At 45.2% G+C, this 24,081-nt stretch carries 30 protein-coding genes; 18 read left to right on the plus strand and 12 right to left on the minus strand.

The features are described 5' to 3' along the window. Position 1: 1 nt before the first annotated feature. Positions 2–841 carry an SPFH domain-containing protein gene (locus RQP52_RS18510; RefSeq protein WP_315953247.1) on the minus strand — a complete coding sequence of 280 codons (840 nt, stop codon included), beginning with the start codon at positions 839–841 and terminating at the stop codon, positions 2–4. A 187-nt stretch (positions 842–1,028) separates the two neighbouring features. Between RQP52_RS18510 and RQP52_RS18515 the strand changes: the two genes are divergently transcribed. The 4 genes from RQP52_RS18515 to RQP52_RS18530 all read left to right on the plus strand — a co-directional run bounded on the left by RQP52_RS18515 (position 1,029) and on the right by RQP52_RS18530 (position 4,151). Then, on the plus strand, positions 1,029–1,373 hold the full coding sequence (locus RQP52_RS18515) for a thioredoxin family protein (protein WP_127452929.1): 345 nt from the start codon (positions 1,029–1,031) through the stop codon (positions 1,371–1,373). Positions 1,374–1,588: 215 nt separating this feature from the next. After that, on the plus strand, positions 1,589–2,488 hold the full coding sequence (locus RQP52_RS18520) for a COX15/CtaA family protein (protein ID WP_315953248.1): 900 nt from the start codon (positions 1,589–1,591) through the stop codon (positions 2,486–2,488). 156 nt (positions 2,489–2,644) lie between these two features. Beyond that, positions 2,645–3,355: a Cthe_2314 family HEPN domain-containing protein gene (locus tag RQP52_RS18525; RefSeq protein ID WP_157319631.1), complete on the plus strand. Its 711-nt coding sequence runs from the start codon at positions 2,645–2,647 to the stop codon at positions 3,353–3,355. A 7-nt stretch (positions 3,356–3,362) separates the two neighbouring features. Further along, the gene (locus RQP52_RS18530; protein WP_315953249.1) at positions 3,363–4,151 is read left to right on the plus strand and encodes an SDR family oxidoreductase; all 789 of its coding nucleotides are present in this window, start codon (positions 3,363–3,365) and stop codon (positions 4,149–4,151) included. Between the two features lie 54 nt (positions 4,152–4,205). Here the strand turns inward: RQP52_RS18530 and RQP52_RS18535 are convergent, their stop codons facing one another. After that, positions 4,206–4,451 carry a NifU family protein gene (locus RQP52_RS18535; RefSeq protein WP_157319629.1) on the minus strand — a complete coding sequence of 82 codons (246 nt, stop codon included), beginning with the start codon at positions 4,449–4,451 and terminating at the stop codon, positions 4,206–4,208. 97 nt (positions 4,452–4,548) lie between these two features. Here RQP52_RS18535 and RQP52_RS18540 point away from each other — a divergent pair, with 97 nt between their 5' ends. Next, a complete protein-coding gene (locus RQP52_RS18540) occupies positions 4,549–4,803 on the plus strand; it encodes a YuzB family protein (RefSeq protein ID WP_315953250.1) in 255 nt (84 codons plus the stop codon). 8 nt (positions 4,804–4,811) lie between these two features. Here the strand turns inward: RQP52_RS18540 and RQP52_RS18545 are convergent, their stop codons facing one another. Next, a complete protein-coding gene (locus RQP52_RS18545) occupies positions 4,812–5,876 on the minus strand; it encodes an NAD(P)/FAD-dependent oxidoreductase (RefSeq protein ID WP_315953251.1) in 1,065 nt (354 codons plus the stop codon). 45 nt (positions 5,877–5,921) lie between these two features. After that, positions 5,922–7,022 (minus strand): aminofutalosine synthase MqnE, encoded by a 1,101-nt coding sequence (mqnE, locus tag RQP52_RS18550; protein WP_127452914.1) that lies wholly within the window; start codon positions 7,020–7,022, stop codon positions 5,922–5,924. A gap of 386 nt (positions 7,023–7,408) precedes the next feature. On the opposite strand from mqnE, the gene RQP52_RS18555 reads away from it, so the two are divergent. Both RQP52_RS18555 and RQP52_RS18560 read left to right on the plus strand, forming a co-directional pair. Further along, positions 7,409–7,573 carry an aspartyl-phosphate phosphatase Spo0E family protein gene (locus RQP52_RS18555; RefSeq protein WP_315953252.1) on the plus strand — a complete coding sequence of 55 codons (165 nt, stop codon included), beginning with the start codon at positions 7,409–7,411 and terminating at the stop codon, positions 7,571–7,573. A gap of 144 nt (positions 7,574–7,717) precedes the next feature. Further along, entirely contained in the window at positions 7,718–8,089 is a 372-nt protein-coding gene (locus tag RQP52_RS18560; RefSeq protein ID WP_127452912.1) for a HesB/IscA family protein, read from the plus strand. Positions 8,090–8,470: 381 nt separating this feature from the next. On the opposite strand, the gene RQP52_RS18565 is transcribed toward RQP52_RS18560, so the two are convergent. Together RQP52_RS18565 and RQP52_RS18570 are read right to left on the minus strand one after the other, a co-directional pair. Then, the gene (locus RQP52_RS18565; RefSeq protein WP_315953253.1) at positions 8,471–9,154 is read right to left on the minus strand and encodes a class I SAM-dependent methyltransferase; all 684 of its coding nucleotides are present in this window, start codon (positions 9,152–9,154) and stop codon (positions 8,471–8,473) included. A 74-nt stretch (positions 9,155–9,228) separates the two neighbouring features. After that, a complete protein-coding gene (locus RQP52_RS18570) occupies positions 9,229–10,275 on the minus strand; it encodes a MerR family transcriptional regulator (protein ID WP_315953254.1) in 1,047 nt (348 codons plus the stop codon). Between the two features lie 154 nt (positions 10,276–10,429). Between RQP52_RS18570 and RQP52_RS18575 the strand changes: the two genes are divergently transcribed. Next, a complete protein-coding gene (locus RQP52_RS18575) occupies positions 10,430–11,110 on the plus strand; it encodes a glucosaminidase domain-containing protein (protein WP_315953255.1) in 681 nt (226 codons plus the stop codon). 41 nt (positions 11,111–11,151) lie between these two features. Here the strand turns inward: RQP52_RS18575 and RQP52_RS18580 are convergent, their stop codons facing one another. Continuing rightward, positions 11,152–11,313 (minus strand): mechanosensitive ion channel protein MscL, encoded by a 162-nt coding sequence (locus RQP52_RS18580; RefSeq protein WP_315953256.1) that lies wholly within the window; start codon positions 11,311–11,313, stop codon positions 11,152–11,154. Between the two features lie 340 nt (positions 11,314–11,653). Between RQP52_RS18580 and sda the strand changes: the two genes are divergently transcribed. Next, entirely contained in the window at positions 11,654–11,809 is a 156-nt protein-coding gene (gene sda / locus RQP52_RS18585; protein WP_127452902.1) for a sporulation histidine kinase inhibitor Sda, read from the plus strand. A 354-nt stretch (positions 11,810–12,163) separates the two neighbouring features. Here sda and RQP52_RS18590 read toward each other — a convergent pair whose 3' ends face one another. Beyond that, on the minus strand, positions 12,164–13,165 hold the full coding sequence (locus tag RQP52_RS18590) for an NAD(P)/FAD-dependent oxidoreductase (RefSeq protein WP_127452898.1): 1,002 nt from the start codon (positions 13,163–13,165) through the stop codon (positions 12,164–12,166). A gap of 434 nt (positions 13,166–13,599) precedes the next feature. Here RQP52_RS18590 and RQP52_RS18595 point away from each other — a divergent pair, with 434 nt between their 5' ends. Continuing rightward, on the plus strand, positions 13,600–14,790 hold the full coding sequence (locus tag RQP52_RS18595) for an NAD(P)/FAD-dependent oxidoreductase (RefSeq protein WP_157319622.1): 1,191 nt from the start codon (positions 13,600–13,602) through the stop codon (positions 14,788–14,790). 27 nt (positions 14,791–14,817) lie between these two features. After that, positions 14,818–15,099: a hypothetical protein gene (locus RQP52_RS18600; protein WP_127452894.1), complete on the plus strand. Its 282-nt coding sequence runs from the start codon at positions 14,818–14,820 to the stop codon at positions 15,097–15,099. 105 nt (positions 15,100–15,204) lie between these two features. Here RQP52_RS18600 and hemQ read toward each other — a convergent pair whose 3' ends face one another. Then, entirely contained in the window at positions 15,205–15,951 is a 747-nt protein-coding gene (gene hemQ, locus RQP52_RS18605) for a hydrogen peroxide-dependent heme synthase (protein WP_127452892.1), read from the minus strand. A gap of 179 nt (positions 15,952–16,130) precedes the next feature. On the opposite strand from hemQ, the gene RQP52_RS18610 reads away from it, so the two are divergent. Beyond that, positions 16,131–16,415 carry a YuiB family protein gene (locus tag RQP52_RS18610; protein WP_315953257.1) on the plus strand — a complete coding sequence of 95 codons (285 nt, stop codon included), beginning with the start codon at positions 16,131–16,133 and terminating at the stop codon, positions 16,413–16,415. A 72-nt stretch (positions 16,416–16,487) separates the two neighbouring features. Next, the gene (locus RQP52_RS18615) at positions 16,488–17,372 is read left to right on the plus strand and encodes an alpha/beta fold hydrolase (protein WP_315953258.1); all 885 of its coding nucleotides are present in this window, start codon (positions 16,488–16,490) and stop codon (positions 17,370–17,372) included. 79 nt (positions 17,373–17,451) lie between these two features. Here the strand turns inward: RQP52_RS18615 and RQP52_RS18620 are convergent, their stop codons facing one another. Continuing rightward, positions 17,452–18,471 (minus strand): zinc-binding alcohol dehydrogenase family protein, encoded by a 1,020-nt coding sequence (locus RQP52_RS18620; RefSeq protein WP_315953444.1) that lies wholly within the window; start codon positions 18,469–18,471, stop codon positions 17,452–17,454. A 144-nt stretch (positions 18,472–18,615) separates the two neighbouring features. Between RQP52_RS18620 and RQP52_RS18625 the strand changes: the two genes are divergently transcribed. From RQP52_RS18625 to dnaI, 3 genes are all read left to right on the plus strand, one after another. Continuing rightward, a complete protein-coding gene (locus RQP52_RS18625) occupies positions 18,616–18,978 on the plus strand; it encodes a winged helix-turn-helix transcriptional regulator (protein WP_157319619.1) in 363 nt (120 codons plus the stop codon). 185 nt (positions 18,979–19,163) lie between these two features. Continuing rightward, positions 19,164–20,672 carry a replication initiation and membrane attachment family protein gene (locus RQP52_RS18630; protein WP_315953259.1) on the plus strand — a complete coding sequence of 503 codons (1,509 nt, stop codon included), beginning with the start codon at positions 19,164–19,166 and terminating at the stop codon, positions 20,670–20,672. A 51-nt stretch (positions 20,673–20,723) separates the two neighbouring features. Next, complete coding sequence (gene dnaI / locus RQP52_RS18635) at positions 20,724–21,677, plus strand: primosomal protein DnaI (protein WP_315953260.1); 954 nt, start codon at positions 20,724–20,726, stop codon at positions 21,675–21,677. Between the two features lie 74 nt (positions 21,678–21,751). On the opposite strand, the gene RQP52_RS18640 is transcribed toward dnaI, so the two are convergent. After that, positions 21,752–22,756 (minus strand): globin-coupled sensor protein, encoded by a 1,005-nt coding sequence (locus RQP52_RS18640; protein ID WP_315953261.1) that lies wholly within the window; start codon positions 22,754–22,756, stop codon positions 21,752–21,754. A gap of 93 nt (positions 22,757–22,849) precedes the next feature. Then, positions 22,850–22,993 (minus strand): YqzM family protein, encoded by a 144-nt coding sequence (locus RQP52_RS18645; protein ID WP_127452878.1) that lies wholly within the window; start codon positions 22,991–22,993, stop codon positions 22,850–22,852. Positions 22,994–23,204: 211 nt separating this feature from the next. Here RQP52_RS18645 and RQP52_RS18650 point away from each other — a divergent pair, with 211 nt between their 5' ends. Together RQP52_RS18650 and trxA are read left to right on the plus strand one after the other, a co-directional pair. After that, complete coding sequence (locus RQP52_RS18650) at positions 23,205–23,588, plus strand: MerR family transcriptional regulator (protein WP_127453203.1); 384 nt, start codon at positions 23,205–23,207, stop codon at positions 23,586–23,588. A 138-nt stretch (positions 23,589–23,726) separates the two neighbouring features. Then, complete coding sequence (gene trxA, locus RQP52_RS18655) at positions 23,727–24,041, plus strand: thioredoxin (protein WP_127452876.1); 315 nt, start codon at positions 23,727–23,729, stop codon at positions 24,039–24,041. The last annotated feature ends 40 nt before the right edge of the window (positions 24,042–24,081 follow it).

Consider the following 24,081-nt stretch of genomic DNA (forward strand, 5'->3'; position numbering starts at 1 on the left):
TTTAGTAAAGCGAGCCGGTATTAATGACCGGACTCGCTGAGCGGTCCGATACAATGGCTACAAGCAAATTGTTGATCATGGCCGCCTTCCTCTCTTCATCGAGCTGCAAGCCTTCGGCTTCGAGGCGGGAGATGGCCATCTGAACCATGCCGACAGCTCCGTCAACGATCGTTTGGCGGGCGGATAAAATGGCGGATGCTTGCTGACGCTGAAGCATCGCACTTGCGATTTCGGTTGAGTAAGCAAGGTGAGTGAGACGAGATTCCATGACCTCGACGCCTGCTACGGAGAGGCGGTGCTGAAGTTCGAGACTAAGTTCAGCGGCTACTTCATCGGCATTTCCCCGGAGCGAATAACCTTCGCTGTCGAATCGGTCGTAAGGATACTTGCTTGCTACATGGCGAAGCGCCGTTTCACTTTGAATCTCGACGAACTTCTCATAGCTGTCCACATCAAAGAGGGCTTTGTACGTATCGACGACTTTGAACACGACGACGGCGGCGATTTCGATCGGATTGCCCTCGATATCGTTGACTTTCAGCTTGACGCTGTTAAAATTGCGAACCCGCAAGGAAATTTTCTTGCGATTTGAAAATGGAACAATGAGCCACAAGCCGCTCTTCCGGATCGTACCTAGATAGCTGCCGAAGAATGTGACGACGGAAGCTTCGTTCGGCTGTACGGCTGTAATCGTCGAAACAAAGATAACGCCAAGTATGATTAAAATGATACCCGGCAAGATACGTTCCTGTGTAAGGAGTAAAACCCCTAATCCTCCGCCAATAATAAATAATAATATGCCAAGAAATCCGTTAATGGACCAAGCTTGTTTTTCCTTCATGTAATCAACGTCCTTTCAAGTTGGAGTAGCAACTTCATTTAAATATCTATTTGATATAATTATGATATCACTTTTTACTAATAATGTAAACACATACGAACAGGAAGATGCTGTCATTCGTATATCTTGACACGCTTTTTGGGGCATGCTATAAGTTAATAAATTCCTAAGCAGTGAGGTGCTCATCATGTTGAAAATTTCCAATGAACAAGCTTTTCAAGAACAAATCTCACAACCGGTATTAACGATCGCTGTATTTAAAGCTACTTGGTGCAAAGATTGCCACTTTATTGAGCCATTCATGCCGGCTGTAGAAGAAGCTTATAAGGGACGGATTACTTTTGTTGAACTGGATCGCGACGAAGTGCCGGATTTGTGCGAGCAGCTGAACATTCTCGGTATTCCAAGCTTTATCGCCTTCCGTGACGGCAAAGAGCTTGTACGCTTCGTCAGCAAATTGCGTAAAACGCGTGAAGAAATAGAGCAGTTCCTTGATCGGGCTCTCGAGGTATCCGGTGCACTTGCTCCATAAATAGAAGGAAGAGAAACGGCTCTTTTCAGAGTCGTTTTTTTAGATATGGCACGAAAATCACAACTTCGCCATGAGTTTAGCCGAATAGCCGTGGTTTCGGAGCTTTGTAACAATTGCGAATGGATTTGCCAACTTTTTAAAGATATAATTGAAAACGAACCAAACGAATATTCGACAAGATCCACAGAAGTCACGACGTAAAAGTAGGTGCAATCATGCAAAAACTGATTCAAAGGCTAGCGAATTTGTCCGCCATAGGCATGTTTCTCATTCTTGCAATGGGTGCCTTGGTTACAAAGGCTGACGCAGGCAGAGGCTGCGGAGACGAGTGGCCGCTATGTCATGGGAAATTCGTCCCGGCGCATACGATATCATCGTTTATTGAATACAGTCATCGACTGGTCGTCGGTATCGTGACGCTAATCCTGATTGCCACATTCATTTTAGTGTTTCGTTATGTCAAACGGAAAGATGCGAAATACTTCATCACTGGAACCGTTGTTATGACGTTGGTACAAGCCGTAATGGGCGCATTGGCCGTCGTTTGGCCGCAATCTTCACTTGTACTGGCGCTTCATTTTGGCTTATCCCTCCTGGCGTTTGCGTTTTCCCTGCTGCTTGCGCTTGTATTCACACCATGGGGCCAATTTAAAAGAGATACAGCCATTCGCAGTTCCTTTAAGGCGATCGTATGGATAACTACGATCTATAGCTATATTGTTGTTTACTTGGGTGCTTTCGTTCGTCATACGGTATCATCAGGCGGATGTTCAGGCTGGCCACTGTGCAACGGCGAAGTCATCCCTGAGCTTAGTGGTGCGACGGGCATCGTTTTTACACACCGGATTGCGGCTTTGCTGCTGTTCCTGTGCATTCTTTTTCTTTACTTACAGGCAAAACGTTATTACCAGAGCTCAGATAAATTGCGCTTTGGCAGCAAATGGGCACTCATTCTAGTTTCCCTGCAAGTTATCAGCGGAGCTGTTGTCACTTGGTCAATGGGGAATGAACTCGCTTATTTGCTAACTGGCATGGTGCATGCAGTAATCGTTGCCGGTATGTTTGGATTTCTATGTTATTTATGCGTGCTTACGCTATATGATCGCAAAGCATAAGGCCCTGGCAGGGCTGACTTCTGGCAATAGGACAGAACGGTTTTGTGGGAGAAGAGGCCTTCTTACTATAGAGAGGGCTATTTCTTTTTATTTATGCCCATACTTACTTCTATTGTTGTTCATCCATAAAGCTTACTAAAAAAGGGGGGTGTACCCATGCTGCGAGCATTATTCCATGAACCAGAGCGGGTAGACAGCGGACTCCTGCTGGAGGCCGGCAATGCAGTAAGAGTGTTTATCGAGCATCTGGAATCGAAGGAACATCACCACACGGCCTCAGACTACCCGAAATACCACCGGCAAGCGATCTGGAGTAAAGGGTTCATTGATGCATTAGACGAGCTTGAGCAGAGCAAATACTGCTGCGAGCGTTACGCTGAGCATATCAATAAAATGTTTCTCGAGGATATGAACGCGCAAGAGATGGAAGCCTATCGCCTTTTCGTTTATTTTTTCAAAAATGCCTTCATTCGGCTGTTTTCCATTTTGGACAAATTGGGTACATTCATGAATGATTTATTTGAGTTAAAAACTGAGGTGCTGAAAGCGCGGTATTCATACTTTACGGTATTGCGCAGGATGCATGAGAAAAAAATTCACGGGGCGCTCGAAGTTCAGCTGTATACGCTCAAAATGGATTATAAATCTCCGCTCGATCGGCTGCGCAATCAACGCAATATGGAGATTCACTATATTAATGCCGAGATGCTGGATGATCTCATGCAAAAAGAGCCGTATCCGGGGGATCGGATTCATGTCGAAAATGTAAAATCAAATGTCGCCGATCTTCAGCAGGGATTTGATATGGTTTGCCGAACCTTAATTATAGCATTCTCTTATATTACGGCTAGTATTGCAAAGGGGTAAGAGGACCATGGAATTAAGAGGCCGAACGGTTCTTATTACAGGCAGTGCGAAAGGACTCGGCAAAATGACCGCCATCACCATGGCTAGACAAGGGTGTCAGGTGGCTGTCAATTATGTGAATAGTGAAAGGGAAGCCGCTGAGCTTGTCCATCACTTACAAGATTTTGGTGTTCGCAGTATAGCCGTCCAAGGCGATGTCGCTAAGCGGGAAGACATTACACGTATGGTGGAACAAACAGCGTCACAGCTGGGCCCGATTGATATTCTCGTGAATAATGCGGGGCCTTTTTTCCGGGAACGGCGATTTTTTGCTGATTATGGTGTCGATGAAATTGAATATTTAATGCGAGGCAATTTGCTTGGCGTCATGGAACTTGATCAATTGGTCTTGCCGATGATGAGGGAGAAACGGTGGGGGCGGATTATCCATTTTGGATTTGGACGAGCCGCTGAAGCCAGAGGCTGGACACATCGCGCTGTCTACGCGGCAGCGAAGGTTGGCTTAGTCTCCTTCACGAAGACATTGGCTGAAGAAGAAGCCAGCCACGGGATCACCGTGAATATGATTTGCCCAGGCGACATTCGCGGGAAAAATAAAGAGCGTACGATGCAGGAGGCCCGTCTGGAGGTCGACGGCGAAACACCGGTGGGAAGACCGGGAACTGGCGAGGATGTGGCCAGAGTCATCGAATTCTTATGCTTGCCGGCTTCTGATTTCATCACAGGCAACATCATGGATATATCTGGAGGACTCGACCCGATTCAGCCGCTGCCGGTGCTTAATCAACGCAAATAGATTAGCAAAAAGAGCTTACCATAGAGGTAAGCTCTTTCTTATGATATAGTCGTATTAGAACACTTGCACGACTTCAGTTATACCTTCAACTTCTTCAACAAGTGCACGTTCGATACCGGCTTTCAACGTAATTGTTGAACTCGGGCAGCTTCCACAAGCACCCATCAGTTTCAGCTTCACAATACCGTCTTCTACGTCAACGAGATCCACGTCGCCGCCATCGCGTTGTAGAAAAGGACGAAGTTTATCTAAAACCTCAAGGACTTCATCATAAATAGCTTCTTTTGTTTTTTCAGACATTTGATTCATCTCCTTTCTTTTAATATTATATTACAATAATGATTAAATGAAAATGGTTTTCAACTTGAATATATCGACATAAGGTGGAATTTTTATTATGAGACCAATCATAGAGTTTTGCGCCAGCAACATGCACAATGGAACAGAGAAAGTCATGAAAGCACTAGAACAAAATCCCGACTATGATGTCATAGAATACGGCTGTCTCGGCAATTGCGGACAGTGCTACATGGAGCCCTATGCGCTCTTGAACGGCGAAATCATTGCCGCAGAGACTGCAGATCAACTTCACGAACTCATTCTGGCTAAGATCAAAGAGATTGAAGCGATGTACGATCTGCTAAGCGATTGAACCTGAACTTATCCGAAGTGGCGTTTCGATTTCCAGAGAACGCCACTTTTTAACATACGGGCAATTTTGCCTGTCATTAGTGTGCGTTTACCCATAATACCGAACCCGGCTTTTTTACCGAGTGAACCTAATGTACCTCTTAGCTTGATTTCACCCAGCCGCGGCGTTTCACCCTTCCAAATTGCCTGCATCACTTCAGCAATCTGTTTCCCTTGCGCTTGCGCAGCTTGCGCACTTGGTGAGAATGGCAGGGAAGCACAGTCTCCGACAACATACACGTCTTTATGATCTGGAATTTGGTGATATTCATTTAACATAATACGCCCTTGACGGTCTTTCGGTACGTTCAGAGCTTCTACAATTGGATTCGGCTGAATGCCCGCTGTCCAGATGGTCGCATCTGTTCGAATGATCTCGTCGCCGTTGTAAAGGTCTCCACCGTCCAGACGACATAACGAAACGTTCGGACGAAGCTCGATATGATGCTCAACCATCCATTCCCGCACATATTGCTGCAGGTTACTTGGGAAAGCGGACAGCAAGCTTGGACCGCGGTCGATGAGTCGAATGTTGAGATCAGACCGGCTTTCTCTTAACTCCGCAGCCATCTCCACACCGCTTAAACCGCCGCCGATAATGGAAACTTGTCCATAAGGCGCGATGTTATTGATGCGTTGGTACGTAGCGCGAGTTTGCGCCAGCGTTTGAATGCTGGAGGAGAAATCTTTTGCTCCCGTGATGCCATGATAGCTATCTACACAGCCTAAACCAATTACAAGCCAATCATACGTTACAGGTTCTCTATCTTCGAAAAGAATTTCCTTTTTCTCCAAATCCACCGAGGACACTTCTCCGTAAGTTAGCAATAAACGAGGATCATCCGGGTAAGCAACACGAATATGTGTTTCTGCAATTGTCCCTGAAGCAAGTGCGTAATATTCCGTTTTGAGTCCTTGGAAAGGACTACGGTCGATCATTTCCAGTATGGTATCCTCCGGCAAATCTTTCTCCAGCATGTTCAAGGCTATGGTCAGACCGCCATAACCTCCTCCGAGAATCACAAATTTTTTCATAACACTCCGTATCCCTTCTTGACTATTCTCTCTTCTCTAGTATGACTAATACACTTTGATTTCATTATAAAAGGTATCGCGTTCAACGGCTGTGCGTCCAGCACCTTGAATCAACCAAACAAGCTCGTCCCTAGTAAGACCTTCAGGGGATAGCGCGCCGGCTGCGTGTGAAATTTTCTCTTTCACGATCGTGCCATGGGCATCAGAAGCGCCGAAGGTGAAGGAAAGCTGAGTCAATTTCGTACCAATATTAATGAAGTAAGCTTTGATGTGAGGGAAATTATCCAGCATCAACCGGCTAATCGCGATGGTTTTCAGCTCGTCCCAAGCAGGGACGCGTCTTTTGAGACCGGCGTTTTTGCTGGCTGGTTGGATGGAGTTCGGAATGAAGACCAAGAAACCGTTCGTTTCATCTTGCAGTTCGCGTAAAAGCATCATATGGCGAATGCGTTCTTCTTTCGTCTCAATCGATCCGTATAGCATGGTGGCGTGAGTTTTCATGCCAAGCAAGTGGGCATTGCGATGAACGTCGAGCCATTCTTCCGAGGAAGCTTTTTCAACTTTCATTTTGGACCGGTAGCGCTCTGTAAGAATCTCGGCTCCGCCACCTGGAAGTGTGGAAAGACCTGCATCCATCAACGTTTTCAAAACATCTCGGTAGCTTAAGCCGCTAATCCGTGAGAAAAATTCAATTTCTGCCGCGGTATGCGCCTTAATGGTCACATCAGGGTATGCATTTTTCAATTGGCGAATGCAATCAACGTAATATTCAAAAGGCAAATGAGGATTATGCCCTTGACTAATATGGAACTCTCTAATTTCCGGGTTATAATGTTCAGCTACATACTCTAACATTTGGCTTGGTGTAAGCGTGTATGAACCTTCTTCGCCCTCATCGCGGCGGAAATGGCAAAAAGCACAATGCTCCTCACACACATTCGTGAAATACAAACTCATATTTTGCACAAAATAAACCTTGTTTCCGTTCAATCGTGTGTTTACTTTGTTTGCCATTTGGCCTATGCTCAGAAGATCGTCCGATTCATACAAAAATAATCCATCCTCCAAGGATAGACGTTGGCCGTGTTCAACTTTGTCGGCAATTTCTGCCATCCGTTTGATCGGGTCTGTGGTGATTACACTCATCTTCATTCCTCCTATGAAATCAAAATAAAGCACATAAAGAATCGACGCATCCATCTGCAGATGATTTCATGCGCCTTAGCGGTGTGAGTGGCTCGCCTACCTGTCAGCCAGTTCGGTTCAGGAATTCACACATATAGGGAGCTCTGAGTTTCGCTCAAAGACTCTCTAAGTTTTCAATAAACGTACAAACTTTCCTAATCATTATAAACCTCCCTGTGGGAGGGGGCAATATGATGAACATGGACATAAATTGACAATCTAGGAAATCTACAAATTTTGCTATCAAAATTCATAAAAGGTTATTCCCAATATTAACAAATTCCTGTATACTATTGCAATGTGATTACGTGGGGTTAAAAGGTGATTATATCGTGCCAACATATTTCGTGACCGAACTGCAGGAGCGATTAGATATAGCAATCGAACAGCTTCGAGGCCAAATGGTGGCTTTAGGCACTGAGCATGGTTTCTTGCATCCTGAAGTGCAACAGTGTAGTCGAGAATTGGATCAGTTACTATTGCAATATTATGCGATACAACGCAAGCAGTAAGCCTCTGGGAACATTGCTAGCAATGTATGCGCACCTGCCCTTGAGCAATGCACGGAATAGGAGTATACTTGATAGTAAGCATTACGAAACTTATGGATAATGCCAGTTTCCCATGATGGGAAACATCAAGGAGGGATTTCCGTTATGATTAACATTAGCGAATCAGCGAGTGATAAAATTAAAGAACTTTTGGCTTCGGAAGAATCACCGAACCTGTTCTTGCGACTGGGCGTCAAAGCTGGTGGTTGCAGCGGGTATTCTTACGGTATGGGCTTCGACGATGATCAAAAGGCTGACGATAAAGAGTTTACTATTCACGGCGTGAAAGTGGTTGTGGATGAAGAAAGCGCCAAATATTTGTACGGCGTCCAAATCGACTTTGAAGACAAGGGCATGGGCGGCGGTTTCACCATCAACAACCCGAATGCAGTAGCATCCTGCGGTTGCGGATCTTCCTTCAAACCAGCGGATTATGAAGGAACACCTGAGCCTTGCGATGATAAGGTTGAGGCTTAATCAATAAAGTTGAGAGCGGCTTATAGCTGCTCTTTTTTTTTGCCCATTTTTGGACAAGCATTGAAAGAATTAATCTTATTTTCATAAAACTTCGCTGGCGAAGGAGTATAATTGAAGAAAGTTCACAATCTTGACGAATTTAGATGGGAGTGATTTTGGTGAAACTATTCAGAAACTTTTTGCAAGGATTTTTTTATGCGTTTATCTCCATTGGCGCTCTTCCGTTCTTATTGGTCAAAATTATCTTGGAATCATTTTCTGGTTAATGGATAGAAGCGTTGAGTCTTCTTTTATAATAGGTAAGAAGCAGCAGATCATCTTGCTGCTTCTTTTTTTGATTTTATGGTGCCACACGATGAGGAGTGGGAACTCTGAGCCTCTCTAGCGCATCCACCAAACTCCCGCGCACTCCGGAAGCTGTCTCCATCCTTCTTTAACAACTTGCTGGGCCAAATCATCACCAAAGAAAAAACGACTCAGCCGCTCCGCCTCCTCCAAGCTGTCAAATTGATAATCAGTCCGAATCCACATGTGGGACATCCCGAATTCGTTTTCAAGCAAATCATAGTAGGCACGCAGAAAACCCGGGGGATTAGGGAAGGTTGAACCCGTTCCAAAAGTCTCGAAAATAATAACACAACCGCCAGGGCGCAGCACTCGCTTTATTTCCGCCATCACCTGACGGATGTTTTCTTGCCAATTCGGAATGTCAGAGCTTCCTAAATAACAGATACTCCACCCTGATACGATTAAATCGTAGCTGTTAGCACGGACAGGGAGAGCTCGATGGTCGGCCACCTGAATGCTCCAGTTATGCAAGCCGGCTTCTTGAAGACTATTTGCCGTTACTCGCAACATGGCTTCTGATGCATCTACGGCCATGATAGATTTGGCCTTAGGGGCAAGTACACGGGTCAATCTGCCAGAGCCAGCCCCTAGATCTAAGATGTCTAGACCTTCAACGGGGTGGATGCTTTCGATGACATCTAAGAGACTCGGCTGCTTAGAAATGAGCAGATCGTAAGTTTCTGCTTTTGATTTGTAAATTTCATCATGGTTAGGCATCTTTCAAATTCCTCCTTAAGTTACGATACAAATCCATCGTAAGGATTGACGTAAGGAGAAGGTCAACCATTTATTTATCGGATTGGAACGGCATAAACCATCGTGAGCAGCTCATTCAGTTGTTTATGTTTCGTGATATATCCGTTTTCGTCAAACCAGCTTAGCAGTGTAGAGCTCGTGGCGTAATAAGCATTAAGAATCAGCTGAATGTCATCGGTTCTGCCTTGGCGCTCTAAATCAGCTATGTACTGTACTTTTTGATCGTCATTTTCAAACATTAAATCCGTGATGCATATTCGACCGTGGGGTTTCAATACGCGGCGCATTTCGCCTAGGGCCAGTATTTTTTGTTCATCGGAAATATGGTGCAGGGCAAAGCTGCTCACAATGAAATCGAATTGTCCATCCAGATATGGAATGGCAAGAAAGTTCCCGAGTTTAAGCTCCATCTGCGGATGCTTGCGCCCACAGTGCTTCAGCATTTCCTTGGATTGATCAATGCCGGCCATAGGAATGCCCTTATCCAGAAACTTCCCTGCTAAATTCCCCGTCCCAGTTCCAATATCAAGTCCCCGTTCACCCGCCTTTGGAGCAACCCAGTCGATTGTAGTTTGCAGAGCTTTCTCATAATCCTTATATTCTCTATCATTATTAACTACATTGTTGTCATGGTTTAAGGCTTGATGATCGAAATTCCATTTATCATTCCAATTTTTTCTGGTTTCTCTCAATCGTTTGGACCCTTCCGCCAGCAAAAAAATATCATCTAATGGAAGCGTTTGTTGATATTTTAAAAGATCAATCATCGTATCCGTTGTTTCAATAATTTGTTTGAGCTCCAGCCACTGAGAAAAAATGATGGACCGCTGCATTTCCAAATAATATTGTAATTGTTCGGTAACTTCGTCGTCTGCTTGAGGTAATGCTTTTTTAATATCCTCGATCGTCATTCCGGCTTCTCTTAGCGAAATGATCGTTTGTAACCGCCATACTTCCTTTTCCGTAAATCTTCTATATAAATTGTGTTCTTGCTTGTGGGGGAAAATCAAACCTTTTTGTTCATAAAAGCGAATGGTTCTTGGAGAAATGTTAAGCTTCTCTGCTAATTCTTTGATTTTCATATCCAATCAGCCCTCCTTTCCTTACTAAACCTTAACCTAAGGGAAAAGTAAAGTGGGGTTGAGACTGAGTCCTCATAAGGGGAACCTTTTGCTCATAGAAGAATAGAATAAATTGAAAGAGTACTAGCTTGAACTAGGAAAAGGGGGTGAGTGCATGGTAACTAGACAAGCATTTATCGAGCTGATTGCTCCGATTGCTGTAGAACTTCGTCTGGACAATTCTCCGATATTTCCATCTGTTCGTATCGCACAGGCGATTCTGGAGACGGGTGGAAACGTGAATGCGTGGAACAACTTGGTAGGATATAAGGTTGGCAGCGGTGTGCTTACCCCTTATTGGACAGGAGAAAGAGTATCGGCCTTGACTTGGGAGATGGTAAACGGCGTGCGTTACGATAATGTGCCTAGTGATTTCCGCACGTATCCAATGATCGAAGCCTGCTTTCGGGATCAAGATCTCCTCTTCCAGCTGCCCCGATATGTAAATGTAAGAAACGCCAAAAGTCCAGGTGAACAAACACAAGCCTTGCTGAACAGCGGCTACGCCACAGATATCGCTTACGCAAGTAAGCTGAATAATTTGATACAAACAAACGGATTAACGAGATATGATGAGGAGGTTGTGAAAATGTTAGAACAGCTGCAGGCACAAATTGCTGACCTACAGACCAGAATGAGCGCATTAGAGGGACAAGCGGCGCTAAAGGAAGTGCCCGAATGGGCCAAAGCAGCCGTTGATGCGGCGGTTAAAGCGGGTCTTATTGATACCCCGAAAGACGGAAGTTATGACTTTTACCGATTGTTAACGGTGCTTCATCGCAAAGGAGTTATCTAACATTGCCGAAAAAAAGAGCCGCAAGTGACGGGGAAACATTCCTAGTACACGATGCGGCCTTTAATTTTTACGTTGTCACCATATTTGGCTTTCATAACCTTGGTTTGCTCTAGCATATACGAGTAAATTTCTTTCAAGCGGTTCTTTTTGGGTTTAATCGTTTCTTTGATTTCGCCATTCAGTACAATATCGTAGACAATCATGGTCTATCACTCCTTTGATTAACTTTCTAATCGTATTATACGCAATGAATATTAACGGGCGATTAAAAATTCTTTTCAAATTTGTGAACTTCGTTAAGGAAATATTAAGTATTACGCGGGAAGTCACTAAATGAGTGATCAATTTTTTTTATCGGCATACGCGTAGTCAAGCATGTGTATAACTTTATACACAGTATCCCCCAAGCAATCATACCGTCTAGGGGGGATATCAACAATTTACCCACAGGATATACACAATTTTCTGTGGATAATGGAACAGTTGTTCTATTTTTAACCCCATGATAATATAATTACAAATTATAGAATAAAGGTGATTTCAGTGAGACAAATTAGCGACGAAACATTGATCGACTCTTATTACAAAGCACTGGATTTGAGATTAGAATCAGATTTTGTTGATCTATTGCTCGCCGAAATCCAGAGACGGAACTTGAAGCTGCAAGTCTACATCAAGGATGAAGCTCCGCTCAACTAGCGGGGGTAACGGATACTTATCTAAGAGAGTTTATGCTCATAGATTTGGTATCTGAATGGTTAAACTATGCATACAATCGGGGCAATTGAGCAAATGAAGGCATTCACCACCATGACCCGACAAGGTGCCGTCCGAATCGGACAAAGAGTACACTTCAATCTCCCTATAAGGGGAGTAGGGACCAAGGTAGTCGCTTAGTCTGCCGCTATCACACATGGCATGTGAGCACACGGGGCAGTCGGTGGTTAATTCCTGCAGGCCATTGCAAACCGGACATATAGATGACAAAGGGGTATTCCTCCTAATCCGAAGATTAGGTATAGAATACCCCTTTTTATGTAGAAAGATTATGATTTAGAATTTCAAATTGGAGCTATGTCCTGGTGAAAGCTTAGCTGTTGGATCGATATAAACTTTGGCATTATTAATCGCCGTAGGTGCTTCGCCGAAGCCAACAGCAATCAATTTCAATTTGCCCGGATATGTCGTGATATCCCCTGCAGCAAAGATGCCCGGAATGTTCGTTTCCATTCTGGAGTCAACAACGATTGAGCCATTCTCAATGTTAAGTCCCCACTCAGCAATCGGACCAAGGGAAGATACGAATCCGAAGTTAACAATCACAGCATCGACATCATGCACGGTTTCCTCGCCCGACTTGATATCTTTGAGCGTAACTTGCTCAATGCGGTCGCTGCCTTGAAGTTTCGTAATTTCTGTAGGCGTTACGATGTTTACTTTGGAGTTCATCAGGTTCTCAACACTATGCTCGTGTGCGCGGAATTTATCACGACGGTGGATTAACGTCACTTTCTCAGCAATCGGCTCAAGCATGAGCGCCCAGTCTACCGCGGAATCGCCGCCACCGCTGATCAATACTTTTTGACCGGCAAATGCGTTCAAATCGCTTACGAAGTAGTGCAGGTTCTTTTTCTCGTATTGTGCTGCTTCCGGAAGTTCCAAGCGACGCGGTTCGAATGCGCCAACTCCACCTGTGATGATAACGGCACGGCTAGTGTGCGTACCTTTGTCCGTTGTGATTTCGAAAAGACGCTCTTCTTTTTTAACAACTTGATGTACTTTCTCTTCTAGGCAAACATCTATAGGAAAGTGTTTCATTTGAGCTAGTAAGTTGTTGACTAAATCTTGCGCCGTTACTTTCGGGAATCCGGCTACGTCATAAATGTACTTCTCAGGGTAAAGCGCGGCAAGCTGTCCACCTAGTTGCGGCATGCTTTCAATAATTTTCACGGACGCATGGCGCATTCCAGCGTAGAAGGATGCGAACATCCCAGCAGGTCCACCACCGATGACAATAATATCAACGATGTCTTGATTAGTTTCTTTCTCGATCATTGTTAAACTCCTCCGATTCATTTCCTTTGATGTGCCATTATTCTGAGAATTGCAAGAATTGCCACAATCATTATTCCATTATAAACGTCTCTTCTAATGAAGGAAACAGAAAAGTGTGAATTCTTTATATAAATCGCTTATAAATATGATAAGTAATGCTTACAATGGTTGGACAGGGCTGAAGCGGCTGTAAGCTTGATTTTAAGCCAAAATAGCACTTGATCTTTACTAATTTAAATTATATTATATCATGAGAATCGGTTTACCATGTTGTGACGAAATTCGTGCTTTTTGATGCATTTTTTGATCATCATAAATCATTGCGTGAGAGAGCAAACTAGAGGCAGTATACGACTTTTGAAACTGTTTGTGTAAATTTTCACAAGATAGAGAAACCATGGGACAATAAAATCGGATATGGAAGTGAGAGAGACATGAGTAGAATACCAAGAATCGTTATTCTAGGAGCCGGTTACGGCGGGATTCTTTCTGCAATTCGATTGCAAAAAGAATTAAATTACAATGAAGCTGATGTAACGCTCGTAAACAAGCATGATTACCATTATATTACCACGCATCTCCATATGCCTGCTGCAGGGACAGATAATCCTGAAAATGCACGCGTGAACATTCTGAAATTGATTGATGAGTTCAAAGTGGATTTCGTGAAATCGACTGTTACTCAAATCCGTCCGCATGAGAAAAAGGTTATTCTCGAAGACGGTACGCTTTCTTACGACTACCTAGTTATCGGTCTTGGCGGCGAAGCTGAAACGTTCGGAATCCCTGGACTTAAAGAATACGCGCTGAATATTCGCAGCATCAACAGTGTTCGCTTCATCCGCGAGCACATTGAGTACCAATTCGCGAAATACAAGCGTGAACCGGATCGCAAAGATTACTTGACATTCGTTATCGGTGGAGCTGGGTTTACTGGTATTGAATTCATTGGTGAACTTGCAGACCGTATTCCACAGCTTTGCAAAGAGTTCGACGTCGATCCTTCCCTCGTGAAGATTTATAATATTGAAGCTGCTCCAACAGCGCTGCCAGGTTTTGACCCTGAGCTGGTTGAGTATGCGATGAAAATTCTAACGGACAAAGGCATCACGTTCAAAATCGGCACAGCGATTAAAGAATGCACTCCGGAAGGCGTTCTGATCGCGGGCGATGAGTTTATCAAGGCTGCAACTGTTGTATGGACGGGCGGTATCCGCGGTAACCACATGCTAGATGAGGCAGGATTTGAAACGATGCGCGGCAGAATTAAAGTTGATGAGTACCTGCGTGCTCCTCAATTCGACAATATCTATGTTGTTGGTGACTGTTCCATCGTCATGAACGATGAAGGCCGACCATACCCTCCAACAGCACAAATCGCCATGCAGCAAGGGGAAGCTGTGGCACATAACCTGATTGCTTCCATTCGCGGTTCGCAAATGAAAACATTCAAATTCTCCAACAAAGGTACAGTGGCTTCCTTGGGTAAAGGACAAGCCATCGGAATTGTTGGTTCCCGTAAACTCAAAGGTAATGTAGCAGCCATGATGAAAAAAGTGGTTGATATGAGATACCTCTACATTATCGGCGGAATTCCGCTCGTTATTCGTAAAGGGCGTTTCTAGTCATCATTCGTAAACGGGGGGATCGCTATGCGGCACTGCAGTGTCCAAGTAAGAGGACTTCTTACCCGGGATGAACTGGATCGTTACAATGGACTGATTGAAGTCGGTCATTTTCTGGAGACGGAGAAACGTTACGATCATGTAGCAGTTGTACAAAAGGAAATTGATATCCTCATCCTTCCAGCCATCGAACGGTTGAAAGAAAAGAGTCGGCAGCGTGATCGCGATACCGAGGCGTATCTCGCACGCAAAGCGCAGATGGAAGCCGAACTTGCCGCTGCGCTCCGTGACGACGATGATGAGGATTAATCCATGAAGGAAGCTTGCTCTTAGAGGGCAGGCTTTCTTTTTTTACTTGGCAGGATGACAAAAAGAAGGACAGGCAAGAGGCCCATCCTTCGATGTTCTATAAAATTAAACCGTAATGAGTTTAGTAAACTTCTCAGGTGTAAGCAAGTTACCCACGTAGAAATCACCGAATTCACCGAAACGTGCGCTCACTTCATCAAAACGCATTTCATAAACGAGCTTTTTGAAATGCAGAGGATCGTCGGAGAACAGCGTTACGCCCCACTCCCAATCATCCAGACCAACAGAACCCGTGATGATTTGTTTCACTTTGCCAGCGTATGTACGGCCAATCATGCCGTGGCTGCGCATCATCGTTTTGCGATCGTCCGCAGGGAGCATGTACCAGTTGTCATTGCCTTCGCGACGCTTATTCATCGGATAGAAGCAGATGTGCTTCGCTTTAGGCAGCGTTGGCTTCAAGCGCGCCTGAATCTCTGGATCATCCGCAGGGTCAACGCCAGGCTTAGCTAAGTAACTGCTTAATTCAACGATAGAAACATAGGAATATACCGGGATTGTAAAAGCGGCGAAGCTGGATTTATTAAAAGCATTTTCCAAATCATTCAGTTCTTCTAACGTTTCGCGCAATTGCATGAATACAAAATCAGCTTTCTGTCCAACGATGCTATATACGGCAGTGCTGCCTAATTTATCGTTTTCAATTTGCTGCCAATCGGACAAGAATGTATTCAGCTCTTCCGTTGCATGTTTACGCTCTTGCGGGGTTGCGGCATGCCATGCGTTCCAGTCAATCATCCGGAAATCATGGAGCGCATACCAGCCTTCCAGCGTTTGTACGGCTTCACTCATGAGTGTTCCTCCATTCAAAGCTAATATCCCCTACATTGTATCCAATTCATGGGGAAAGGGCAAATGAACAAAGGGTGAAGTGGAAAATGTTCAATTTGTGTACACTTTACCTGTGCGATCTCGTGGATTACAATGATAAGAAAGCGGAAGATGAGTTTCTTAATTAGGGGGATCAGACATTGCTGCAGATGATTATTGCCACTGTCTTAATGATGGTGTTATTTTTTGGAATCGGTTTTATTTTGAACATGTTGATGAAGACCACATGGTTTCCACTCTATGCGTTTATCGCACTGGTGATTGGCGTTGTGATCTACGGCTCAATGGGGTCGGCCTCTTTTTTATCCAGCGGGGAAAGCTTTACGATTGTTGATATCGTTCCGGCTATAGGTGGATTAGTTGGCGCTATTCTTAGTGGGTCAGCAATTAAAACACTGCGTGTCAAAGGCTTCAAAATGTTCTAATGTAATAATAAAAGGCAAAGCGGGCTACGATAAGGTGAAGTTCTTGAACATGACCTGACGGAGGAGACGACTTTGCCTTTTGCCCATTTAAAAGGGACGATTCTGAATTATGAGATTTCAGGAACCGGCATCCCGATTGTGTTTATCCATCCGCCTCTGTTAACTTCAGAGGCTTTCTTTTATCAAAAAAAGCAGTTATCCCACCATTTCCAGGTGATCACATTTGATATTCGCGGCCATGGGTCCAGCCAAGCATCGGAACGCCCGCTCAGTATGGAGCTGATGGCACGGGATGTTCGAATGCTGCTCGATGAAATCGGGATAGAACAGGCTTATCTATGCGGGTATTCCACAGGCGGGATGGTCCTTCTGGAAGCGCTTTTAGCTTATCCTGAGCGTTTCCTTGGAGGAATCGTGGTGAGCGGCATGTCGGAATTGACCGATGTATATAACAAAATCAGGGTGTGGATGGCGTGTAATATGACCGGCCCGGTTATGCTGATGAATCTGTTGAAGAAAGCCATCACGAACGGAAACGCAGACAATCCCGCCACTTACCGCCAGCTGTATGAAAGCTCGCTGAAAGACTCGTCCGATGATGTCTGTATGTATTTTAGGCAAACCATTGCTTATTCCTGCACGCATCGACTCCGAAATATTAAGCATCCGATCTTATTAATGTTTGGTAGTAAGGATCGTTCTTTTCATCGGTATGCCCATTTGCTTCACTCGGGTCTGCCCCATAGCTCACTCTATTTCTTAAAAGATGCGAAGCATCAAATTCCGATCAAAAACGCAGCCAAGATGAATGATCTGATTCGCCTGTGGGTGGAGAGTCTGGAGAATCAGCACACAGAGCGAGGACTGCTCGATTTGGCGATTGCGAGGAAATTGAACCCTGCCATGTACGGAGAAGATACCCGATCCAGCGAGGAAAATGGGATTTCCCCTGACTGAATCCGGCATGTGTGAAATAAGTCTCATAAGGGGATGTCCACAGGTCATATTCAAACCTGGAGAACATCCCCATTTTCTTTTATTCAAAATGTTCCAGAACAATTTTGCCTATCGTATGGCCTTCCTCAAGCATGGCATGGGCCTTGCGGAGGTTTGCAGCATCGATGGGCGTTAATCTCTGAGTCACCGTGGAGCTTAGTAGTCCGTTATCGACTAGCCCAGCTACATCATTAAGCAAATTGTGCTGTTCGATCATGTCGGATGTTTGAAACATCGCGCGTGTGAACATGAACTCCCAGGCGAATGTGACGCTCTTATTTTTCAGTAGATTCATGTTTAGTGTTTGACTGGTTTCTACAATCGAACAGATTTTCCCTTGCGGAGCGATTGCGTCAGCCATATTCTGCCAATGCTCAGCCGTGCTGTTTAAGCAGAAAATATAGTTAACGTCAGTTAAGCCAAGTGTATTTAATTGAGGCACGAAAGCATCATAATGGTTGATTATATGATCGGCTCCCATTTTCTTCACCCATTGCTCAGATTCAGGGCGTGAAGCTGTACCGATGACGGTAAGCCCGGCAAGTTTCGCTAGCTGCGTGGCGATAGAGCCAACTCCTCCGGCAGCGCCAAGGATCAGGACGGTTTTGCCGGCATTTTCCTCTTTATTCCGTGATACGCCGAGTCGCTCATAAAGGCCTTCCCAAGCGGTGATGGCTGTTAACGGTAGCGCGGCTGCATCGGCGAAATTCAGCGATTTCGGTTTCCGGCCGGCGATGCGTTCGTCAACGAGATGATACTCGCTGTTGCCGCCAGGGCGTGTGATGCTTCCGGCGTAATAGACCTCATCCCCTGGCTCAAACAATGTGCAGTCAGGTCCGGTTTGCTCTACGATACCTGCGACGTCCCAACCCAGAACGCGAACTGTGTCTTCGGTTTTCTCTTTCGGAGCACGCACTTTCGTGTCTACGGGATTCACGGAAATGGCTTTGACCTTAATCAGCAGGTCCTTGCCAGTGGGCACCGGTTTCTCGATTTCAACGTTAATAAGGCTTTCAGGATGCTCAATAGGAAGATAACGGAATAGTCCTACGGCTTTCATCGTTTCTTTGGAAGTCACATGCTCATCTCCTCTGTATGATATGGATATAATGTTGTCAGTGTAGCCTATTCATTTTAAAATAGGAAGTACGCACATTCGTGTGGTATAGTATCAATTTGTATACTAAGGAGGTGCCAAGGCATTATGCGTGATCGTGAAAGCGGTTATGGCAGCACAGGAGATCGGGAAGGCTGCCCAGTTGAATATACATTGGACGTGATCGGGGGCAAATGGAAGGGTGTGCTGCTCTATCACATGATTGATGGATCCAAAAGATTCAATGAATTCAAACGAATCTGTCCCTCCATTTCACAAAGAATGCTGACCTTGCAGCTGCGTGAGCTGGAGGAGGATGGTATTGTCCATCGTGAGGTGTACCACCAAGTGCCTCCCAAAGTGGAATATTCTTTGACGGAGTTTGGTCAAACCTTGACGCCGATTATTTTGCTAATGAAAGAATGGGGCAAAAAGTATCAACAAAATTCGGAATGTTCCATCGAAAGCTAGGCGGCATGTACAAGGCCAACCCAGCCAGCCGAAAGGTTGGTTTTTTCATTTTAGGTAATATTATCTTTCTCTAGTAGATACCAAGCGTGTCGATTTTTGTGGTAGACTAATAGAGAGAGAAACCGAGATGCCGGCACAAGTGGCAGGCAGTCGGTTGAGCCTAGGCAGGATGGTGCTGTAATCGGATGAGAATGACGAATATGCTGCATTTCACGGAGAATCACAGGTTTTGTGTAGGCCGTGAATTTTCTTTAAGCAGTTTGGATTTTAAAATGTTGGCGATGATGTATCAGCCGATGATCGGTGGTTTGGCAATAAGCCTCTATCAAGCTCTCTATCAGCAGATGAGTGCGGAAAAGGTCGGATTTTCGCCTTTGGAACAGCAGCGTAAGTTATTTCTACTGCTGGATCTGGAGCAGGGAGAACGAGGCCGGAAGTATTTGATCGAGCAATCCTCCAAGCTTGAGGCCATTGGCCTCTTGCAGACAACCCGCAAGTTTTTGGCGGATGAAGAAGATTATATTTTTGTCTATACATTGTTCCCACCGCTTGGGCCCAATGAATTTTTCAGGAATCAACATTTGACGCTGCTGCTCCGCGACAAGGTCGGCAAGTTCATGCTGCTTTCTCTTCGGGAAGACTTGCTGGCGCCGGAGCCGGAAGAGTGCCGCGAAGCAAGCGAAGAGAATTTATCCGTTCCCTTTTATGACCTGTTCAGGCTTAATACCCAGGTGGTTGACTATGAATTAGAGCAAGCGCTATATGAAGCATCTGCGAGCAAGCAGGGTGAGGCTCGGATGGATGTCACGACCAAAGGTTTCCAGTATGCGGACATTATTATGAGGTTCCCACGCGGAGCGAGCAACCGGATTTTCGTTGAGGCGCTCAAGCATAAGCCGGATCAGATGGCAGCCATTAATATCGTGGCTAAGAAGTATAATCTTTCCTTGCAGGAAACATGCCGTTTGCTCGATGAAGATGGTGTCTTCAGCGAAGATGGCGAGCTGCAAATGGATCTTATGCAGTACAACGCGAACCTCTTTTACAGGCAAAGCAAGAAGCGTGAAGAGGAAAGAGAGCGAACGTTGTCCAGAACGGAAGAGGCTGGAGCCGGAAGCTCGACAGATCAGGCTGAAGAGAAATCCGTGGAGATGGCGTATTATTTGGAAGTGCCTCAGCAGCTGCGCGGCGAATGCACAGATCATCAATACAACTACATTATGCGTAACGAGCCGTATACAGCAGTCCTGAAAATGTTCTTTACACAGGGCTCTATTCCCGACGGCGTACTTAATATATTTGAGAAAATTGATTTGAATTATAAGTTAAACGAAGAAGTCATCAATGTATTGATCCATTTCCTGCACATCGACCGCCGCTCTTGGGCGAAGTCTTCAATTGAAGCGGTCGCCTCGGATATGCTCGGCAAACAAATTATTACTTACGAGCAAGCCGTAGAGTATGTGCGCGAGAAAATCAGCTACAAACAGAAAGCTGCATCCAAAGTGGAGGCTGCCAAAGCCGGCGGCGGTTCCGTAACCAGGGGCCGGCAGGGCAAAACCCAAAAGCCGCATATCCCGATGGTGGTGCAGGATGCAGGCGCTGCGGCTTCTTCCAGATTGACCGAAGAAGAGCTGGAGGCTGCGAGAAGGATGGCGCAGAAGCTGGACGAGCGGTTTAATCGGAAGAGCTGACGAGTGTTATTCCAATAGCAAGAGATTACACATATAGGAGGTGCCGCAATCATGGAATCGCTGTCGCACATTCTTAAATCCATGCCTAATTCGGAATGGAGACGCAAGGCGGAGGCCAAAATCAAGGCGGTCATGGATGACGCCTTAGTTCATAAGTTTCGCCAGAAGTATCCGTTTATCGATGATTATACTGTCAAGATTAACATGAATAAGCTGTACCAATATGTGACCGAGTACAAAACCTGCTCCAATTGCCCAGGCTTGGAGAACTGCCCGAATGATATGACAGGTCACTATACGATGCTAACCGCCGATACGGATAACGATAGAGTGTATATACATGAAGAAAAAGTGGCGTGCAAGAAGTTTACCTCCAAGCAGCTCCAGGATGCGATTTCTTCCCGAATCCGCACGTTCCACGTAGATCCACGGATGATTTCGCGCAGCTTCTCGTTCGGCGATATTCTTGAGACGGATTTGGACCGGGCGAAAGCCGTTATGCAAATCAATGACTATGTCAATCAAACGATGGAAACCGGACTGCAAACACGTGGGCTTTATTTATGCGGATCATTCGGCACGGGGAAAACGTTCCTCATGGGCTATATGCTGCATCAGCTGGCCAAAGTAGGGATGACGGGCGCCATCGTGTATATGCCGGATTTTGCCGAGGACTTGAAAGGCATGTTCCAAGAGCCTTCTAAGTTGAAAGAAACGATCGATCTTCTGAAAGAAACGGATCTGCTTGTTTTCGACGACATTGGGGCGGAGAATCTCAATCCGTGGCTCCGCGACCATGTCATTGGGGCGATTGTGAACCACCGGATGAACCGGAAACCGACGTTCTTTACGTCCAACTATGCGCTGCATGATCTTGAGAAGCATTTCAGCTTCACGAACAAGGATGGCGACGAGGAGTACAAAGGACAACGGATTATGGACCGTATCCGTCCTTTTGTTGAGGTCGTGGAAGTGACCGGCACGAATAAACGGGGACGAACGTAGGAATTGAGGAGTTCAAAAAGACCCTTCTACCACAGGAAACGTGGATGGAAGGGTCTTTCTCGTATCAATGAAGGTTATGATTTCTTTAAACGTTCCAACTGGGTGGTTACACTCTCAATCATTTGAACGAAGGAAGTAAGCTCCTGCGCACTAGCGGCTTGTGTACGCGCGAAGTGAGTTGTTTCCTCGGAGCCCTTCTGCACGAGTTCGAGCTTCTGAGTGATCAGCTTCAGCTTTTTCTGGATCGTGTCGAGCGCTTCGCGTGAATGCGAAGCCAGCTTGCGTACCTCGTTAGCGACGACTTCAAAGCCGCGGCCATGCTCGCCTGAGCGTGCAGCTTCAATAGCTGCATTAAGACCAAGCAGATGCGTCTGGTCGGAAATTTCTTTCATGACGGAACCCATTTTCGAGATATCTTTGATCTCATGCTGGAGTTCGTCAATGCGATGGTTGGATAAATCTTGCGATTCCGCCGTTTTTATCGCAGTATCGGCTACGGTTTGACTGCTGCCGCCAAGCTCAACCATCATGGAAGCAAGGTCCTGCACAACGCTGGAGATGGTCGTCAGCATGATATCCTGCTCGTCTACCAAGGTTTGAATTTTCAGCTTCTCATCCTGCTCGTAGGCTTCCAAAACAAGTTGGCTGTCCAGGTTGAACATTTTACTTAACGCATGCAGCACTTGCGTCCACTCGTCAGGCATGATTTCTTTGAAATACTGCGTAGCAATGTCCGTATATTTTAAATAGGTGCCCAAGTACCAGGAGGTTGTCAGGCCAATGCGGGAGTGTACTTTTCCTATGTATAAACGTTTCATTATGTATTCATCGTCAATAAGTCCGGATGCCATGGATAGAAAGTACCACCGCTGCGTTTCTTTGAGGCGCTCAATCGTGCTGTGCTGCTGAATAATCGCAACAAGTTCAGGGACCTGCGTGATTTCGGCATATAGTTGGTCGACCAGTTTTTCTACAACACTTTGGAAGGCTTCTTCTTTACTTTTTAATAATCGTAAGTCTTCGTTCGTTAAACCGATAAAAGAAATGAGTTTTTGGCGATCTGGATGAACTTTAATCATTTAAATCGTAAGTCTCCTTTGCGGTGTGGTCTAATGAAAAAACCGCCCTACACTAACAGTGCAAAGCGGTTGACTTATGGGCTTGTACAAGTTCTACTTCATTACTTGAATAGCAGTTGCAACGGCTGCAATGATAAACAAGATAGCGAAGAACACGCCAAATCCGATACCAACATCCATGAAATCGTTACGCGGTTCTTCATACACGTGAAGCTCAGGGTGTTTTGGATCGCTCATGTGGTTACCCCCCTAACGTCCGACATTCTATAGTTTAAACTTAGTATACCCAAATTCGTCGAAACTTGTAAAGCTAATGGAAGTGACAATTATGCAAACAATAACAGACAAGAGCGGAAAGTGTAAAATAAGTCTTGACTCTAACATTAGTGTTATGGTTTAAAATAAAGTTATCCTTACTTGATCAAGGAAAAGGAAAAAGGTGAAAGCCATGCGGATTAGTGAATTATCCAAGCTGACAGGTGCCAGCATTCGTTCTTTGCGGTACTACGAGGCCAAAGGGCTTATCGCAACGCAGCGCGAAGAGAACGGCTATCGGGTTTTTAACCAAATGGCTGTTGAACGCGTGAAAACCATTCAGTTTTATTTGAGCCTGGGTTTTACGACCGAACAAATTGAAAGCTTTCTAAACTGCGTCATGAAAAATCAGGAGTCGCAATGCGATGATCTGCTGCCACTCTACACGGAGAAGCTGCAGGACATTGAGCGGCAAATGGAAATGCTGCAGATGCTGCAAGCGAATTTGAAGGATCGTATTGCTTATATTGAGCAGCAAAGGCTTCAGGGGCTGCCGGTAGGCGTGCCATCCAAGTAGGTTCCAGAGCCAGCCAGATTGCTAAGTTATGGTTTGGTTGAAATGGCCTATGGGTGTGGTATACTTTACATGTTGACGTTCATCGGTAGCAATTAACTACTTGATGTTATAAATCCATTCTTAGAAGGAGGAACTATCATGGCAATCGTGAATGTTTCTGATAACAGCTTTAAAGCTGAAGTTGAAAGCGAAGGTACAGTACTTGTAGACTTCTGGGCACCTTGGTGCGGACCTTGCAAAATGATCGCTCCTGTTTTGGAAGAGCTTGATAAAGAAGTAGAAGCTTTGAAAATCGCAAAAGTGAACGTGGATGACAATCCAGAGTCCGCTGCGCGTTTCGGCGTAATGAGTATCCCAACACTGATCGTTTTCAAAGACGGACAGCCTGTTGATAAAGTGGTTGGTTTCCAATCCAAAGAAGCTTTGAAAAATGTTGTAACTCGTCATCAATAAGTTGTTTTGAATTCGAACTAGAAACAATTGTTCGTGAGAA

It is taken from the genome of Paenibacillus violae (genome assembly GCF_032461945.1).
Lineage (GTDB): Bacteria > Bacillota > Bacilli > Paenibacillales > NBRC-103111 > Paenibacillus_E > Paenibacillus_E violae.